This is a genomic window from Bacteroides fragilis, assembly GCF_019583405.1.
In the GTDB taxonomy this organism is placed as follows: domain Bacteria; phylum Bacteroidota; class Bacteroidia; order Bacteroidales; family Bacteroidaceae; genus Bacteroides; species Bacteroides fragilis_B.
The window spans coordinates 29812-47326 of sequence record NZ_SZUU01000011.1; the positions used below are offsets into that span (position 1 = coordinate 29812).

General features: G+C 34.2%; 16 protein-coding genes. 14 read left to right on the forward strand and 2 right to left on the reverse strand.

The genetic code is table 11. The features are described from left to right. The first annotated feature begins 95 nt into the window (after window positions 1-95). The 5 genes from FDF36_RS18590 to FDF36_RS18610 all read left to right on the forward strand — a co-directional run bounded on the left by FDF36_RS18590 (window position 96) and on the right by FDF36_RS18610 (window position 7268). Window positions 96-1304, forward strand: a complete 1209-nt coding sequence (locus FDF36_RS18590) for a 6-bladed beta-propeller (protein ID WP_220392344.1) — start codon at window positions 96-98, stop codon at window positions 1302-1304. Between the two features lie 206 nt (window positions 1305-1510). Further along, the gene (locus FDF36_RS18595) at window positions 1511-2785 is read left to right on the forward strand and encodes a 6-bladed beta-propeller (protein ID WP_220392345.1); all 1275 of its coding nucleotides are present in this window, start codon (window positions 1511-1513) and stop codon (window positions 2783-2785) included. A 709-nt stretch (window positions 2786-3494) separates the two neighbouring features. Next, the gene (locus tag FDF36_RS18600) at window positions 3495-5267 is read left to right on the forward strand and encodes a S41 family peptidase (RefSeq protein ID WP_220392346.1); all 1773 of its coding nucleotides are present in this window, start codon (window positions 3495-3497) and stop codon (window positions 5265-5267) included. Between the two features lie 367 nt (window positions 5268-5634). Next, window positions 5635-6855, forward strand: coding sequence for a 6-bladed beta-propeller (locus tag FDF36_RS18605; RefSeq protein WP_220392347.1), 1221 nt, complete (start codon window positions 5635-5637; stop codon window positions 6853-6855). 77 nt (window positions 6856-6932) lie between these two features. Further along, window positions 6933-7268 (forward strand): PDZ domain-containing protein, encoded by a 336-nt coding sequence (locus tag FDF36_RS18610; protein ID WP_032537702.1) that lies wholly within the window; start codon window positions 6933-6935, stop codon window positions 7266-7268. A gap of 20 nt (window positions 7269-7288) precedes the next feature. On the opposite strand, the gene FDF36_RS18615 is transcribed toward FDF36_RS18610, so the two are convergent. Both FDF36_RS18615 and FDF36_RS18620 read right to left on the reverse strand, forming a co-directional pair. Continuing rightward, window positions 7289-7951: a response regulator transcription factor gene (locus FDF36_RS18615; RefSeq protein ID WP_137568978.1), complete on the reverse strand. Its 663-nt coding sequence runs from the start codon at window positions 7949-7951 to the stop codon at window positions 7289-7291. 10 nt (window positions 7952-7961) lie between these two features. Continuing rightward, window positions 7962-9320 (reverse strand): sensor histidine kinase, encoded by a 1359-nt coding sequence (locus FDF36_RS18620; RefSeq protein ID WP_220392348.1) that lies wholly within the window; start codon window positions 9318-9320, stop codon window positions 7962-7964. A gap of 190 nt (window positions 9321-9510) precedes the next feature. On the opposite strand from FDF36_RS18620, the gene FDF36_RS21350 reads away from it, so the two are divergent. The 9 genes from FDF36_RS21350 to FDF36_RS18660 all read left to right on the forward strand — a co-directional run bounded on the left by FDF36_RS21350 (window position 9511) and on the right by FDF36_RS18660 (window position 17511). After that, a complete protein-coding gene (locus tag FDF36_RS21350) occupies window positions 9511-9642 on the forward strand; it encodes a hypothetical protein (protein ID WP_255469918.1) in 132 nt (43 codons plus the stop codon). Window positions 9643-9654: 12 nt separating this feature from the next. Continuing rightward, window positions 9655-10287: a glycoside hydrolase family protein gene (locus tag FDF36_RS18625; protein WP_101603899.1), complete on the forward strand. Its 633-nt coding sequence runs from the start codon at window positions 9655-9657 to the stop codon at window positions 10285-10287. Then, window positions 10284-11051, forward strand: coding sequence for a galactosyltransferase-related protein (locus FDF36_RS18630; protein WP_101603897.1), 768 nt, complete (start codon window positions 10284-10286; stop codon window positions 11049-11051). Before FDF36_RS18625 ends, FDF36_RS18630 begins: the two co-directional genes overlap by 4 nt. Before the next feature lie 13 nt (window positions 11052-11064). Continuing rightward, window positions 11065-11715 carry a glycoside hydrolase family protein gene (locus tag FDF36_RS18635; RefSeq protein ID WP_229080874.1) on the forward strand — a complete coding sequence of 217 codons (651 nt, stop codon included), beginning with the start codon at window positions 11065-11067 and terminating at the stop codon, window positions 11713-11715. Beyond that, window positions 11712-12941, forward strand: coding sequence for a TIGR04157 family glycosyltransferase (locus FDF36_RS18640; RefSeq protein WP_101603893.1), 1230 nt, complete (start codon window positions 11712-11714; stop codon window positions 12939-12941). Before FDF36_RS18635 ends, FDF36_RS18640 begins: the two co-directional genes overlap by 4 nt. 278 nt (window positions 12942-13219) lie before the next feature. Beyond that, on the forward strand, window positions 13220-13531 hold the full coding sequence (locus FDF36_RS18645) for a TIGR04149 family rSAM-modified RiPP (RefSeq protein WP_081113263.1): 312 nt from the start codon (window positions 13220-13222) through the stop codon (window positions 13529-13531). A 122-nt stretch (window positions 13532-13653) separates the two neighbouring features. Next, window positions 13654-14910: a PDZ domain-containing protein gene (locus FDF36_RS21355; RefSeq protein ID WP_101603890.1), complete on the forward strand. Its 1257-nt coding sequence runs from the start codon at window positions 13654-13656 to the stop codon at window positions 14908-14910. 30 nt (window positions 14911-14940) lie between these two features. After that, on the forward strand, window positions 14941-16260 hold the full coding sequence (locus tag FDF36_RS18655; protein WP_010993585.1) for a radical SAM/SPASM domain-containing protein: 1320 nt from the start codon (window positions 14941-14943) through the stop codon (window positions 16258-16260). Between the two features lie 3 nt (window positions 16261-16263). Further along, window positions 16264-17511, forward strand: coding sequence for a radical SAM peptide maturase (locus FDF36_RS18660; protein ID WP_220392349.1), 1248 nt, complete (start codon window positions 16264-16266; stop codon window positions 17509-17511). Window positions 17512-17515: the final 4 nt, after the last annotated feature.

Sequence of the window (17515 nt, forward strand, 5' to 3'; positions counted from 1 at the left end):
TATATTTTAGACGAAAGACCTGGTATAACGGTATGTAACCTGAGATTCTTTGAACGTAATCAGTAAGTATAATAATACTTGTAAAATTTAGGTTTATGGATAAAATCTATTTATGGCTTCTGCTTCTCATTTCATGGAGTTGCTCTCATACTAAAGAAAAGGTTTCTAATGACATGGATTCCTCTTTGTGTGTCATAGATGTTACTTGTGAATATCCTGTTGAGAAAGTGAATATACATGATGTTGCCGATGTAGAGTATGTTCCTTTAGAAACGACACGAAATTCACTGCTTGCGTCGGATTGTTCCGCTTTTCGGATTTCAGATGATTATATAACTGTCGCAAGTGGTGTTGATAATGGCAATATCTTTTTCTTTAATAGAAAAGGGAGGTACTTGTGGACTTTTAACCGGCGAGGAGGATCTGCTGAAGAGTACAGTTCTATAACCGCATGGGATGCCGATTTTGGCATGCAAGAAATATACATCTATGATTCGTTCAGGAAAAAGATATATATTTATTTTTTTGATGGACGGTATAAACGTAGCCATGCTTTGCCTATGAAGGATTGCACATTTATCGATCTGTATAATTATGATAAGGATTATCTGATAGGTTATAATCGGTTTTATGACTTTCGCAAAAAGAAAAAGGTGGATACGCATCCTTACTATCTGATCGATAAACAGAGCGGAGAGATGTCTTCCATCGGGATTGCTGTGGATAAACCTATCAGTGAGAAGGTGCATACAGAGATCGTCAAGTTTCCCGGAGGGGCTTATAAAGATCAGGTCCTCTTTCTCATAACCGCGCTGATAAAAAATGGCGATGCTTTCTTGATTGCCGACTATGCTTTGGATACTATTTACAGCTATCGTCATCACAAGCTGGTTCCTATCGCCGTGCAGACTCCTTCGGTATATGCGTCAGATCCACCGGTCATTGTCGCTTGTGAATTATACACCGATTCATACTTGTATTTTAGAATAATTCCGATGTATTATAATCCTTCTGCTCCCATGTCTCCTATGGCGGATGTTCCTGAGCTTGTGTTAAACAGGCATACAGGCAAGATTGCGGAATGGAAAATGTATGATTATAATTATTCCTCCGATATAGAAAGGCCTGTGCCGACTATGATACTTCAGTCTGCTGATAGAGAAAATTATGGTATAAGTATGTTTGGGGCGGAAAGGCTTATTGAACAATATCAAGCGGGCGGGTTGAAGGGGGAGCTGAAGGATATTGCATCCCGATTGAGTATAGATGACAATGATATATTAATGATATGTAAATATAAATAAGTGAAATCAATGCAAAGTTAGAGAATATGGTTTGGCCGTTATGATAAAGAAAGGCTAAAATCGATTCTTGAGAGATAAGGATTTTACACCTTGGAAGAAATTTCTTTTATAAAGATGCAGAATGTACTGTTTGGGGCGTTCATGTTTTGAAGGATTAGATTACGATGTTAATTAGTGATTTTTCATAAACGATATGAATTAATGATATGTATAAGTCTTTGAGTTGTATATTAGGTCTGTTTTGTATCTTTATTGCTTGCCAGAGCAGGAAGAACAATGATCAATCATCTGTTGCCAGTGATACGCAGTTCCACGTAGAGGCCTTTCGTGAAATCAATTTAGCTGATCATCTTTCCGACTGTGGTGAAGAGCTGTTGATGAGTCTGTTTATAGAGGATGTGGAATATATTAAACCTGAAACAACCGATCAGTCGTTGATAGGCTATATTTCTAAGATACAATTAACTCCTCACTTCCTTTTTGTAAAGAGTGATGGAGAGAATTCTTTAATAAAAATGTTTAGTAGAGATGGAGCTTATATTCGTTCACTCGGAAAGTTGGGACAAGGGCCGGGAGAAACCAATACAATACTTGGTTTTTCAGCTACGGATAGTCTTGTATATGTAAAAGCTGCTTATCGTAGTGGTTTTTTTGTATATCGGGTACATGATAATCAATTTATTCAAAAGATAGTTCCGTCCAAAGATTTTGAAGCATTGATGAGTGCATCTGCTGATTTTGATCTTTTGAATAATAACATTGTTTGTTATCCTGGTTTTATACCGGAAGGTCAACTCTTTCCTCAATATGTTTCTACTGTTTGTATTGTAGGAGCTGACGGTACTGTTGTGACAAATCAAAGCCCTTATCTCGGATCCAGTTTTTATGCGAATTGTCCTCAGTTTGTGATGATTGATAGACCACGGCATTGGTTTTATGATAATTCCTATAATGCTTATTCTGTAATTAACGATACAATCTATGGAGTAAGTCTGGACTCTATCTTTCCCCGTTATCATTTAAATCTGGGACGGTATAAGTTGCCTGTTTCCGAGTATCAAATAAGTCGGCAAAGCAGGCGAGAAAACTATATCTTAATGATGTCTATCGCAGAGACCAAAGACTTTTTGTTGCTTACTTATGTTTATGGAAAAAGGTGGTGGTATAGTTTCTTCAATAAGCAAACGGGAGGTGTGAAGAGTTGGAGTCAATCTTCTGATAAGATAGGTGGTTGGTTTGCATTAGGTACTCCCGGGATAACAAATGACATAGACGGTGGTGTTAATATAGGCGGATTCCGCTATATTGATAATCGACATGTTTATTCGATTATTGATGCAGTTCAGGCAGATAAATTGAAGACAACGATAAAAGATGCCAAAGTTAAACTCCCGAAGAAGAAAGCCGAATTAATGCGTCTTCTTGATGAAATGGGAGAAGATGACAATCCGATTATTGCCATTTACAAGTTAAAAAATTGAAGGGGAGCTATGATGGGCTGGTCTGGCAAAAGACTACTTAATTATGAGATAGCAGTAAATAGGCATGTATTGCGAATAGATACATCAGATTAAGCACCTTTCTTAGTTGTTAAATTGGCGAGTATCTCTTTTATGTCCTGTTTGCGAATTTATTAGAATATAGAGTTTTTTAAAATTCTATTGTATTAAGAATCAGTTAGTTTTCTCTATTTGTTTTGGGCGATTAGAAGGGCTGTTTTAACACACTGTTAAAGCAAGTCTTTTGATGATAAGGAACAGCTCTTTTAAATGCAAAAGACTTGTTCTTTGCATCCAAGAATAGAATGCTCTAAAAAATAGCATTAACAATGTTAATTGGGATGACAGTCTGGGACTATATGAAATCTGTTTATTTGATTATTACTGATGGCTGTTTTCTATTCTTTTCTGGAAAGCGTTTAAATATGCCTTATTGTGCTATTTTAACTTTTGGCTTTGCTTTTAATGATATGTATGATATTAATGACTTTTATTTGGTCGATAATTGTAATATATCTTTGAGAACGAAAATATATACATTAGATTTTTGAATAACTATACTATTTTGTGTTAAAACATAGAATTAAATATTATCTTTACGAGTATTGAAAGGGTCTATTATGATATGAAACGATATAGAAGCGGAATCTGAAAAGCTAAAAGAGTAAGAGTAATTTTGTATTGTTTACTTATGAAAAACATAAAGAAAAGATATGTATTTATTCTGATATTGGTAGGTTTACTTGCTATTCCTATTTATAAATATGTTCGATGGTTAAATTTTTATTATAGGTTTAGCTCGGAAATAAATTTATATACTGATTCTATATTTAAAGAAAAAAAAAGAATAGATAGCTTTGTGCCAACAGTCTTTGATGCTAATGCCCGCTTGTTTTATTTGTGTAAAGTTTGGGGATTTATAAAGTATTACCGTGAAGATGCCCGTCTTTCTGTTAGTCAAATGGATAGCCTGTTACTTGCTAATATTTCCAGGGTGAAAAGGGCGGATTCTAAGGATAAATATTGTGCAATATTGGATAGTCTGATTGAATACCCAGCGATTTCTCAATCGAAAAATAAAAATCCATATCCTGATTTAAATGATTATGTCTTAATAAATAACGAATGGATGGATGATACTATATGTCTCGATTATAGAATTAAGAAAAAACTTGAAGCCATGTTTTATTCTCACTCCGGACGTAGAAATCGCTTTGTTTTTAATAAATCTATCGGTAACATTGCCCTAATTGATGAATTGGAATATGCCTCTTTCCCTAAAAGAGATATGCGTTTGGTTGGACTCTTTCAATATTGGAATTTGATAAACTATTTTTATGTTTATAAAAATAGTATTGAGGGTGACTGGGACCGAATCTTATATGAGTCTATACCACTTTTCGAAAAAGCGGATTTGCCCAAGAAATATCATTTGGAAATATATCGATTAACCAATCGGCTACGTGACACCCATGCTTCTTACCCGGCAACAATTGATGGACTTGTATTTGGCCCATATCGACCTAATTTCAGAATGAGTTTGATTAATGATACATTTGTAATCAATCAAATCCGGATTCCGGCTTACGATAAAGGTGCTTTTGAAATCGGTGATATTGTTTTGAAAGTTGACGGACGGGATATTCATCAGTTAGCTGATAGCCTAAAGGAATTTGTTTGTGGAGGAAACTATTGGCCTGACCAAATGTTTATTTGTAATGCTATTTTGTCTCAATATGATTCTGCTACTGTATTCACGTTGCTTAGAGATGGGGAGACTTTAAGAACTAAATCAGACAACTATTCTGCATACGATTTATTTCAAAAAGAAAGACTAATTGATAGGAATAATGAAAAGCTTCCATTGTATCATTGGGTAAATGATAGTATTGCATATTTGAATTTACGTTCCGCTTCTGTTGATAATATTTATGATAATTATGATGCCATTAAAACTGCATCTGCCATTATTCTAGATTTGAGATCTTATCCTTATACCGATATAATTTCGTCATTAACTAAAATGTTTGTTCCTCCCAACTCATTTTTTGCTTATTCAACATATTCGGATACTCGTTTTCCAGGTATGTTGAGGTATCACCGATCTTCTTCCAGCAAAATAGGTAGTGAGAACTATTATAAAGGTCGAATTATAATTTTAGTCAATGAATGGACACGAAGTTTCTCTGAATATTTAACGATGGCTTTACAAGTTAATCCGCGTTCAATAACGGTTGGCAATTCAACTTCGGGGTCTGATGGCAATGTTTCACTTTTTACATTTCCTGGAAAGGTGCTAACTGCTTATTCTGGGATAGGGATTTATTATCCGGATTTTTCTCCAACTCAACGAGTTGGAGTACGTATTGATTGCATTGCAGAACCTAGTATTCAAAGTATTAAAGATAGAATTGATGTTGCGTATGAAAGGGCTGTTATTATCGCAAAAGGTGGAACTAACTAGACTTTTGCAATTAAAACTTGATTTGAATAAAGATTTTGATATATTTTTTGAATTTCACCAACAGGAATTATTCGACTTATTGTTGATTTTTAAAAATATAATTGTATTTTTGAGGATGGGTTCATGGTGTTGATAGTGTTAAACCATTTGTTAGATTGCCTGCTTCTAATTTACGGGGGTCTGACATGTGATACTATTTAATTCTTATAAATTAGTATAAATGAAATCAAGTTATCTGTTTGTTGGGATATTTTTGGATTCATGCACAAATCTGCCGCAGGTCGGAGTGAAGGTGGAGAAGGAGGAAAAAGCTGTTCATGCAGATTCTATCTGAGAAATACTTTATACATTTTTTAATAGATTTATAATGAAAAACCTATATTTGATTTTAGTGCTTAGTGCGTTGGTGGCCTGTACCGGTAGTTCTCAAAAAGAGAAGCCGGCATGTGTAAATACTCCTGTCGAGCCGTTCACCGGATTGCCTGTTTTTGATTTGCAGGGGCAATACCCCAAGAAAGAAATCATTCTTCAGGATCTCGCCGATGTAAGATATGCCGTGCTGGAAACCGGCGACAGCTCATTGGTCGGTACCCGTCCCATCCTTATGACGGACAGCTTTCTTGTTACCGTAAACAAGAAAAGTGATGTTATCTTCTTTGACAAGTCAGGAAAATACCTTCATTCTTTTAACCATACAGGCATGAGCGGGGAAGAATATGGGGATATTGTCAGCGGTTATTGCATCGATGAAAAAGCCCGGGAGATATTCATCTATGACGGGTTACAAAGCAGGATTCAGGTGTATGGTTATGGCGGCGCATACAGGCGCACGCTTAAACTGCCGAAAAACCGCATGTTTGTTTTTTCGATATTTGAGTATGATGAAAATTTCCTGTTTGGCGAAGATTATCGCTTTGTCGACTCTCAGGATGAGAGGTATCCTGTCAATAAAACGCCTTATTACAAGATTTCCAAGAAAGACGGGAAATTAACGTCGGTTTCCATCACGGTCAAGGAGAGAATAAGGGATGGACTTTATACGGTAGGGGACGGTGAGTCTGGCGGCTATGTAGGTTTATTCATGTCTCCCGTAGCCCGTTTGGGTTCGGATATTCTGATTGCCGATTATTCTTTGGATACGGCATATGTATATCGTGATGACCATTTGATTCCATTGACTGTCCGGCGGAACCATACAAGCGAAAACAATATTCCGATTTTAGCGACGGTTGATGTGATGACCGGCCGTTATCTGCTTTGGTACACGATAGTAAAGGATATAGATGTGAAAAATAATCATGTGTCTGATCCGGTAACTTATTTGTATGACAGGTTTACTAATGAATATTGCCGGGTCGATCTGGTAAACAGGGATGTAGTGTCCGCTACCAATATTCCGGCATTCCAAATGCGATTGTCCGCCAATTATCATGTAGTGCCTGAAAACTATGCCATACAATGTTATCCGGCTGAGGAGCTCATCGAACTTAACGGGCAAGGAAAGTTGAAAGGAGAGTTGAAAGAGATTGCTTCAAAATTGAATGACGAAGATAATCCGGTGTTGCTTATCGCTAAGTTTAAGGAATAATATTTATAGTATAGCCCTTTGGCAGAACCACTGAAAAACTAATGCTTTTTCTTAAAAGATTTAATGTCTTTTTCGACATGAAATCACAAAGATTAGGTTTGCAGCCAATAAAGAACTACGAACGAGTGGTCAACCCTCGGAAGAAACGATTCCACATGTCATCCCGTATAAATAGCCATGGAAAAATTATTATTACTAAAATTGCCGATTATGAGGGGAATTATGTTAAAGAATCTGGTTTGTTAGAAGGTGATGAAATTATTGCTATAAATGAAATTCCTATTAAAATGATCTCTTTGGAAGAGGATGCGGAGCTAAGCCGGCAAGACACATTGATATACGATATTGTCCGTCAAGGTAAATCTTATAAAATACCGGTGGTGATTGATAGAAATGAGCTTCAAGGTGATTGAATGAAATAATAATATTAGAATTATTTTATATAATACCCTTCGTTGGGTATTGTTTCTATTGTAAGATACCCGTATGTTGTTAAATACTTACGAATACTTGAGATTAGATTATTGAGGCTACCGTCTATACCACCGTTACCATTGGGCCATAGTTCGTCCATTATTTGATTACGGCTTAGCACTCTTCCTTTATTTAAGTATAATAGCTTAAATAGGATAACTTCTTTGTTTGAGAACCTGGCGATTTTTGCTGTTTTGAAAAAAAAGTCTCGTGTGATTAAATTTAGTCTATACCCTTCTTTGGTCAGAAACCATTCTTGTGGATTTGGTAGTAGTTTGTTTATATAGGCTTCTAATTCATCAATATCGAGAGGTTTCTTGATATAATATTCTCCTCCTGCTTCTATGGCTCTTTTTATTTCAGATCCTTGTGTATGTGATGAAATGAATATCACCGGGACTTGTGGAAGTATCTTTTTAAGTTCAGGCAAAAAGTCGATGCTATTCTTATTGCCAATTTTCACATCTAATATTATAATATCAGGTGTCCATTCATTTATTAAACTCTTTATTTCTTTTAAAGAGTTCAAAGATTCTGCCTCATATCCATTTTGTTTCAGTATATAAGTATATGTTTGGGTTATAAGTCCATCGTCATCTACTAATAGAATTTTCTTTTTCATATATTAATTATTAATTGATTGGTAATTTGATTAGAAAAGTAGTTCCTTTCTGAGGATTATTCTTTAAACTGATGCTTCCATGGTGTGCTTCAATTATCTTTTTTACGTATGCTAAGCCAATTCCATAACCATCATTTTTCCGCGAATTCGGAGTTTGATAGAATTGATTGAATATTTTTTTATGCTCTTTTGCGGGTATTCCATATCCGTCATCACTAATGTCAATGTATAATTCGCTGAGTGATGCTGATAGAGTTATATCTATTTGAGTATTATTATCGGAGTATTTTAATGCATTTTCGATCAAATTGGTAAACACACTACTAATTCCAATTTCATCGACATAAATATTAGTTTCTTTTAGGTGATTGTTGACTTTGATATTGAATTGTTTGTTGATAAAGCACAATTTGATATCTTCGATAACCTTATAAATAATTTGGATTATATTTATTTCCTTTCTATTTATAACTATCTCTTGTTTCTGGCTTTTGGCCACTAATAGTAATGATTCAATAATATTTCCTAATCGCTTAATGCGTGCTTTTCCGCTTTTTAATAATTCTAGTTTATCTTTATTTTCTTCAACTTGTGCAAAGTAAAGCAATATAGCGTAAGTGGCATTTAAAGGTGACTTTAAATCGTGAATAACCCCATTAATGGCGGCAGCGCGTTTATATAATAAATTGTCTCTTCTTCTAATGATAATTAATTGGTATAGTAGACATGCTATAATAAGGATAGCCAATAGAAAAGAAATAATGAGTGCACTGGCCATTCGGTCTAATATTAAGTTGGGGGGTAAGTTTACCAATAGTTTTAGGCTCTGTAGTGATTTTGCTCCAATAGGTTGTATTGCGCTTAGGATATGGGTATTTTCTGCAAATTGTAAAGTGTCTCCTGAAAAGGAGATGCAGCGTCCTTCGTTATTGTAAAGTATGAATACATGTTGCGTTTGTAACTTCTGTTTTTTAAGTTCTTGTTCGTAAATTGAATCTAAATCGTTGATATTGATGAATTTTCCTTTTGTTATTAATACGGTTTGATAAATTTGGCTGAATATTTCGGCAAAGTTATTACCGACGTTTTGCTGAATTGCATCTGTTAGCTTAATGGTATCCCCTGTATATTCATGTAGCTTTTTTGTAGGAATTACTTTTTTAGGAGTAAATTCATACATTTGTTCTTTGGCTTTGGCAGAGGAACGCATTCCTAGTTCCAATTCTATAGCTAATTGGTATTTTGATAGCATTTGTTCGCTTACATCTTTGCGATATTGTGTGTACATATTCATAAGCCAAAATCCTTGTAATATTAGGATAGCCAAGGTGCCAATGGTTACGACGCAGATTACTATTTTTTGCTTCATCTTATATTTGCTTTTCTCATATTGTAAAGATAGTTTTTGCATTTGATTTTTATGGAAAGAATTATTGTAAACTTTAAGTAATTGTTTTTAAATTTATATTTATTAACATAATGGTTTGTTTTTCGTGAGATACGTGATGTAAATATGTCTGCTTTTTGTGACCTTTGAAAAAATCTTAAAAACAAATATTATGGATAAATTAACAACAGATGAAATGCAGGTTATTAAAGGTGGAGGAGTATGGGTTGAAATAAATGGTGAATGGATTTGGATTGCTAGTATAAAAGCTTCTGAAGAAGATCCCATAGATTCTCCTAAGTAACTCTATATAAATATGCAAAATCAGATATTTATATCTGGTCAAGGGTATTTACCTATAGAGGATCTTATTCAGGTAGGACGTAGAACGTCCTGCCTCGGACTTATTAACGGAAAAATGGGGATCGCCATTGCTCTTTTTCGCTATGCACGCCTTTCCGGCGAGTTGACATGTGGAGATGTTGGTTGTGAACTCCTTGATGAGATTTATGAACATCTTGATTCGTCTATACCTATTTCTTTTGGTAGTGGTTTATGGGGGATTGGTTGGGGGATTGAATATCTGATTCAAAATGGTTATATGGAAGGTGATGCTGATGAAGTCTTAAAGGATATAGATCAATGTGCTGCACGCTGTATACATGCCTATGGTATGTCGGGACTTTCATTAAATAACGGAATTGTAGGTTTAGGACGATATATTCTAATTAGGATTATTCCAACATTTTTGAAAGGTGATACGGTTTCAAGTGCTTTCCTGAAAGAGTATCTTATTTATTTGATTGATTGGTTGGAGGAAAGATTGGAATATACAAACGAATCTATTGATGATTTACTTGATTTTTTGTTTGACTTATACCCTACAGGTTTTTATCGGACAAAAGTATCAGTTCTAATCGAAAAATGTATGAATAGGTACAATCTATGAGTTATTTGGAGCAAATTACTATTGGAATTCCTGTGAGGATAGACAGTTGGGAGAGGAAGAGAAATCTTTTAGCCTTATTACACTATATATCCTCGTCTGGGATGAGGGTACATGTTTGGGATGCAGGAAGTGAAGAGTGTCAGTTCCCTGATGATATCTGTAGTAAAATTACTTATACTTATGAACGTGATGAAAATTTAGTTTATCACAAAACGAGGTATGTTAACTTATTATTAAGAGAAATTTCTACTCCTATAGTTGCTATTTGGGATGCTGATATTATATTTTCTTTGTCGCAGTTGGAGGTCTCAATACAAGCAATTATAGAACGAAAATATGTGATGAGTATACCATATAATGGAGTGGTAAAAATGCTTTCAAAAAAACAAAGTGAAGCATATATACTTTCTGGACAAAGGTATGATCATTTAGTTTCGCATGATGATATGTATGCTCGTTTGATGTGGCGTCCTTCCTGTGGGGGAGTTTTTGTTGTAGATCGTGAAAAGTATTTGAGATCTGGGGGAGATAATGAACGTTTTATCAGTTGGGGACCTGAAGATGCTGAGCGTATTCGAAGGATGGAAATATTGGGAGAATCTGTACATTGGACAAATGGAGGACCATTATACCACTTATGGCATCCTAGGGGAGAGAACTCCAGATATTCTATAGAAAAGTTAGCTTTTATTAATCGAATGGAATTTATAAAAGTCTGTAGCATGGGTCAGAATGAATTACGTGCATATGTTAAATCTTGGTAAAAATATAGTTGAGATGAATGGACAATTATTGAGACAAATAGCTAATTATCAGATACTACATAGTGCCTGTTGTAAGGATTTAGGGCTATTGCGTGGCAAAATAGGCATTTCACTTTTCTTTTTTCATTATGCTCATTTTTGTGGAGATTCGCTTTATAGTGACTATGCAAATGAACTGATTGGGGATGTGTATGATGATATTAGAATAGATACTCCATGGGGAATTCAAAATGGCTTATTAGGAATTGGATGGGGATTAGAGTATTTTATGCAGAAAGGATTTGTTGAATGCGATTCTAATGATATCTTAACAGAACTTGATAATAAAATAATTGAACGTGACTTACGACGTGTAAAAGACTATTCATTTGATACGGGGATAGAAGGGTTGGCGTGGTACGTGTTAATACGCTTATTGTCATCTGAGAGATATTTGCAGAAACCATTCGATAAGATGTATTTGGATGATTTAAGAGGTGTTTGTGAGAATGTTCCGAATAAAGTCTGCCATCCTGGAATTTCTTTATTGTTAGACTATTTAGTGGGTAAACAAATAGATGATTGGTATCTCGTTGTTCTGGGAAAGATAACGTCACAGAGAACTGACGGAGAGAAGAAAGAAGCCTTGTTGTGGGTTGAAGGATTAAAATACTTATTGCGATGAGGCATATATATTTGATAAATAGTGATAGCCGTGCGGCACAATATGGTATTGGGACATATATAATTCAAGTTATAAACTGTCTTAGCAGTATTGATTCTTTGCGTTTGACTGTAGTTAGTATGAACTCAGAGGATGGGATACTGACTGAAAAAAAAGATAATAATGTTCGTTATCTAACTTTTCCTAAAGTGTATGATTGGAGGAGTGAGAAAGAAATTCAACGATATTATAGAAGTGTTGCTTTCTTGTTGGCATTGTATGTTGATTCAAGTGAAGATAATGTATTTCATTTTAATTATTTACATCATGAACCATTGGTTGACTTGTTGAAGAAAATATATCCTACCAGCCAATTTGTGTTGACTTTACATTATTTGAACTGGTGCTTCACTTTGAAAGGGAATATAAAGAGGTTACAAACCGTTTTGGATAAAGCTGAGAACGATAGAACTGAGGAAGAAAAATACATATATGACGAATATAAGCAAGAAGTATCTCTTTACAGAAAAGTAGATAGAATAATATGCTTGGCTCAATATACTAAAATGTTGCTGAATGAATTTTATGGAATTGAAGAATGTAAACTAACGTTGATATACAACGGTTTAATTGATCAGGCTATCTTCTTGGGTGAAGTGGAGAGAATGCAAAGAAAAAGAGATTTATTTTTTGGAGAAGGGGAGAAATTAATTCTATTTGTAGGGCGTTTGGATGATATAAAAGGGATTGACTATTTGATAGAAGCCTTCGCAAAGGTGATAAAAAAGAGTTCGAACACTCGTTTGTTAATAGTGGGAGACGGGAATTATAGTAGGTATTTACAGATGTCTGCAGACATTTGGAGTAGGATTACTTTTATAGGGAAAATTAGTAAACAGAAATTATATGAATTTTATCAAATTGCAGATGTTGGAGTGATGCCGTCTTTTCATGAGCAATGCAGTTATGTAGCCATAGAAATGATGATGCATGGATTACCATTAATTATCACTAATACCACAGGATTGAGTGAAATGATTCATCATCAAAATGTAGAGTGCAGATTGATATTAAAGGAAGATCAAAATGAATTAAGGTTATCAGTTGAAGAACTTTCGAAATGTTTATTGAAAATGGTAACGGATGATTGTTGGGCGAGAGAGGTTGGTAAGTTAAATAGGTGTCGATATAAAGATGCTTTTTCATTAGAAAAAATGAGGATGGCATTTGAGTCTTTTTATAGTTAAGAATAAATTGATGTCTTTGATTTAGTTTTTTGAATACTATTATGTGGTGATCTTGTGAAGATTCAAAATAGAAATTAAAAAAGAATGTATATGAGAGAGTTGACTTATGTTTTACGCTTTATTTTTCCCATCACAATCTGGATGTTGGGGAAAAATAATTTGAGTTACTAAGGTATTTGTTTGGCTCTTTTTCTTCGTTCTAACAAATACCTGTAACGTTGGAAATCTATGTGATTTTTACGAAGAACATTAAATATTGATTTTAAAATGATTAAAGTATGAAATTAAGAAAACTGAAACTGAATGAAGCTTCAAAAGCTGAATTGAATGAGCGTGAGATGTGTCGTGTTTTGGGAGGTGGTACTCCTGGGTGCTGCCAATGTGGTTGCAATTATGAAGGTAAACCCGGTGGCTCTAGTACTAGTGCTAATGATAGTGCCAATAATGCTCATGGGTATACATCAGATGGTTCTCATCCATGTTGTTCTACTACTGACCCCAAACCGGAATTTCCGAAATTTCCGGATTTTCCTGTTATGCCTCAAGATGCTCTTTGTGGGGCGACTCAAGGACACTCGTGTGGTATATGAAAATAATTGATTGGGCGTTTATATTTGTTTGTATGAACAATTGAGCGTAGTCCTTTATTTTGTAATACTGCTGAAATTAACTTTCAGCAGTATTACTCTTGTGGAAAGCTAAATTAAAGAATATGAAGTTAATTATAGGCAATGGGCTGATAAAGTGTATTGTTTTTCTTTTTTTGCAAGCTACTGTTTTAGGTAGTTGTACGAAAATATCCAAAGGGAATAAAAGAGATGCAAGAACTTACTTTACAATTGATTCTTTAGATAGAAAGATAGTGCTTCCCGTGTTATTTAATGATAGCATTGTTTCAAATTTGGCATTTGATAGTGGGGCTTCTTTGGGAGCTTTTATTGTTGACTCTACTTTTTGTTCAGCTCACCCTTCTATCTTATCGAATTTGTCTCCTGACACTATTGCTCCATATGGGTGTGCATGGTCTGTATTACGTATGCCCGCATCTATGTATACAATTGTTCCGACTATAAAAGTAGGGAATTCCAATTTGATATATGATAAAATGTTAGTTTATAATTGGAGAGATTACATGGGAGGTACTCAATCAGATGGTTTGTTTAATATTCCACAAAATGATACTGTTAATATATGGGAGTTTAACTTTGAACATAATTATATGGCTATCCATTCATTTCAAGATTTTATTATGCCTAAGAATTGTATTCTGATTCCTTTTGTAAGAGGAAATGATAAAAGCTCACTTTTTTATGTTAATCTGCCTTTAAATATTAGATGTGCTGATGGAGACACACTGATGCTTACTCATACTTATCTTGTAGATACAGGTATGCCACAAGACATAGCTCTGATGGCTCAAGCTTCTGAATTGTCCTTTTTTTCTAAGAAAAAGAATGCCGTTTGGACGCAGGCACCATCTGGATATTATAGTCATCATAATGTAAATGCTACTTTGTTTGGTGGCATACAACTCGATTCCTTGCGGATTTATATATTTGATCAACCTAATCAAGTACCTTGTGATTATCTTATTGGTCTGAATTTACTTAAAAGATTTAATGTTTTTTTCGACATGAAATCACAAAGATTAGGTTTGCAGCCAATAAAGAACTACGAACGAGTGGTCAACCCTCGGAAGAAACGATTTCACATGTCATCCCGTATGAATAGCCATGGAAAAATTATTATTACTAAAATTGCCGATTATGAGGGGAATTATGTTAAAGAATCTGGTTTGTTAGAAGGTGATGAAATTATTGCTATAAATGAAATTCCTATTAAAATGATCTCTTTGGAAGAGGATGCGGAGCTAAGCCGGCAAGACACATTGATATACGATATTGTCCGTCAAGGTAAATCTTATAAGATACCGGTGGTTATTGATAAAAAAGAGGTTCAAGGTGATTGAATGAAATAATAATATTAGATAGGTAATGATATGAATGATAAAGCTAGTAGATACAATATTGAAATAGAATACTATAATGGAATCCTGCTCTATAATTCGCTTACTAACAGGATACTACCAATTAGTCTTAAGGATTATTCTATAATTGAGACTTTGATGGAACATTTGCCTACATTTCGACAGAAATTTCCTGAATTGTATTCTGCTTTTCAGAGGTCAGGATTTATTATAAGTCCAGATTTTGATGAGTTGGCGTATTTGAAATTACAAAATAAGCGATGTATATTTATGAATCGGGATTATCATCTTACAATAAATCCGACTTTAGATTGTAATTTAAAGTGCTGGTATTGTTCTGTTGCCTATGCTGGGGCAAAATATGATAGAGAACGAATGAGCGATGAAATAGTTGATAATTTGATTAAGCACATTAATTTATTAGTGACACAAAAAAAAGCAAATTCAATTTTATTGGATTGGTTTGGTGGAGAGCCCCTAATGTATTTTGATGAAGTAATCAAAAAGATATCAGATTCAGTATTCCCAATTTTATTACAGAATAATGTGAAATTTAGGCAACAAATTACTACTAATGCTACTTTATTGAGTGAAGATAGAATTCGATATATGAAGGACATGAACTTTGATTTCTTTCAGATATCTATTGATGGTAATGAGTGCCGCCAGAACCTGATTAAACGTTATTCTGATAAACATGGTACTTATAGAGATGTGGTTGACAATATTAATTTGCTTTCTGAGGTGATTCCAGATGTTTCAATTTGTTTGCGTGTTAATTATGATAAACAAACTTTGAAGAATATAAAAGATATAATAAATGATTTTACGGAAAAAAGTATAAAGTGCATTACTGTAGATTTTCAGAGAGTGTGGCAGATTTCATGTACAGAAGAAATGCGAAAGTTATTAGAGAAGGCAAAAGTTGAATTTGAGAAGGCTGGTTTTCGTTCGCGTTTTTGGGCATATAGGCCATTTAGATATAAGTGTTGTTATGCGGATAGTATCAATCATTATGTTGTCAATTACGATGGTAGAATTTTTAAATGTACAGCACGTGATTATGGGGAAGAACTAACTCTTGGCCATTTGTTAAAATCTGGAGAAATTGATTGGAACGATGGAATATTGAGTAAGATGTTTGTAAAGGCTACATTTGAGAATGAACGTTGTGAAAATTGTCGAGTTTTACCTTTGTGTATGGGACCATGTATACAAAAAAATTACGATGCACTTATAAATTGTAAACAGCTTACTTGTGTATATGATAACGTTGAATACAGTTTGTCTTCTTTTGTAATAGAAATGGCAAAACAAAGAAATTTAATATAATCGATGAAAAAAAAATATATTACAGTTGATGATATTAAGTATCAATTAGCTAACCTGCGTCAGCTGACTTTTGAAGTGACAGATGCTTGTAATCTGTGTTGTAAGTATTGTGCGTATGGTGAATTTTATAATGATTATGATAAGCGTGAAAATAGCACAATTAGTTTGCCCGCTTCTTTGAAATTAATTGATTATTTAGTTGATTTATGGGGTTCAGAATATAATACGTCAGCTAAACGTAACGTATATATCAGTTTCTATGGGGGAGAACCTTTATTAAATATGCCATTTATTGAATCGGTGGTGACGTATATTGAAAAACTGCATTGCCAATATCGCAATTTTACTTTTTCAATGACAACGAATGCTTTGTTGCTTGAACGTCATATGGATTTTTTGGTGGCACATGATTTCAATTTGCTTATCAGTTTGGATGGTGATGAATATGGCACTTCCTATAGAGTGAATAAGGTGGGTGATCCTGCATATCCCAATATTATCAGAAATATAGATGTTTTACGAAATAAATACCCTGAGTTCTTTGAAAGAAAAGTGAATTTTAATGCTGTATTGCATAATCGTAATTCGGTTACTTCTATTTATCACTTCTTTAAAACTCGTTACAATAAAGTACCCAGTATTGGAGAGTTGAATAATATGGGGATTCGACCGGATAAGGTAGAACTTTTCCAAAAAACGTATCGTAATTCACAAGAAAGTTTACACCAAGCAGAGAATTATGAAAAAATAGAGCAGGATATGTTTCTAAAATCAGCTACTTATCAGACTCTTACCAATTTTCTCCATCAGTATAGTGGGTTTGTTTTTCGAAGTTATGTTGATTTGCAATATGGTAAACCTAAAAAAACAATTCCTACCGGTACTTGTATCCCTTTTGGTAAAAGAATGTTTGTCACTGTTACTGGTAAGATTTTACCTTGCGAACGCATAGGACAACAATTTGCATTGGGAAAGGTAACGGCAGATAGCGGTGTTGAACTTGATTTAGAAGCAATTGCAGATAAGTATAATACTTATTATGCTAAAATGGAAAATCAATGTAGTAAATGTTACAAAGCAGAATCTTGTATACAATGTATTTTCAATCTTAATAACTTGGATACTTGTCCTGTTTGCTATGGATTTACTAGTAAACAAGCTTTTGAAATCTATAAAACAAAACAAATAGATTTTCTAAGAAAGCATCCGGAAGAATATTATCGAATTATGGAAAATGTGATGGTTGAATAAAATA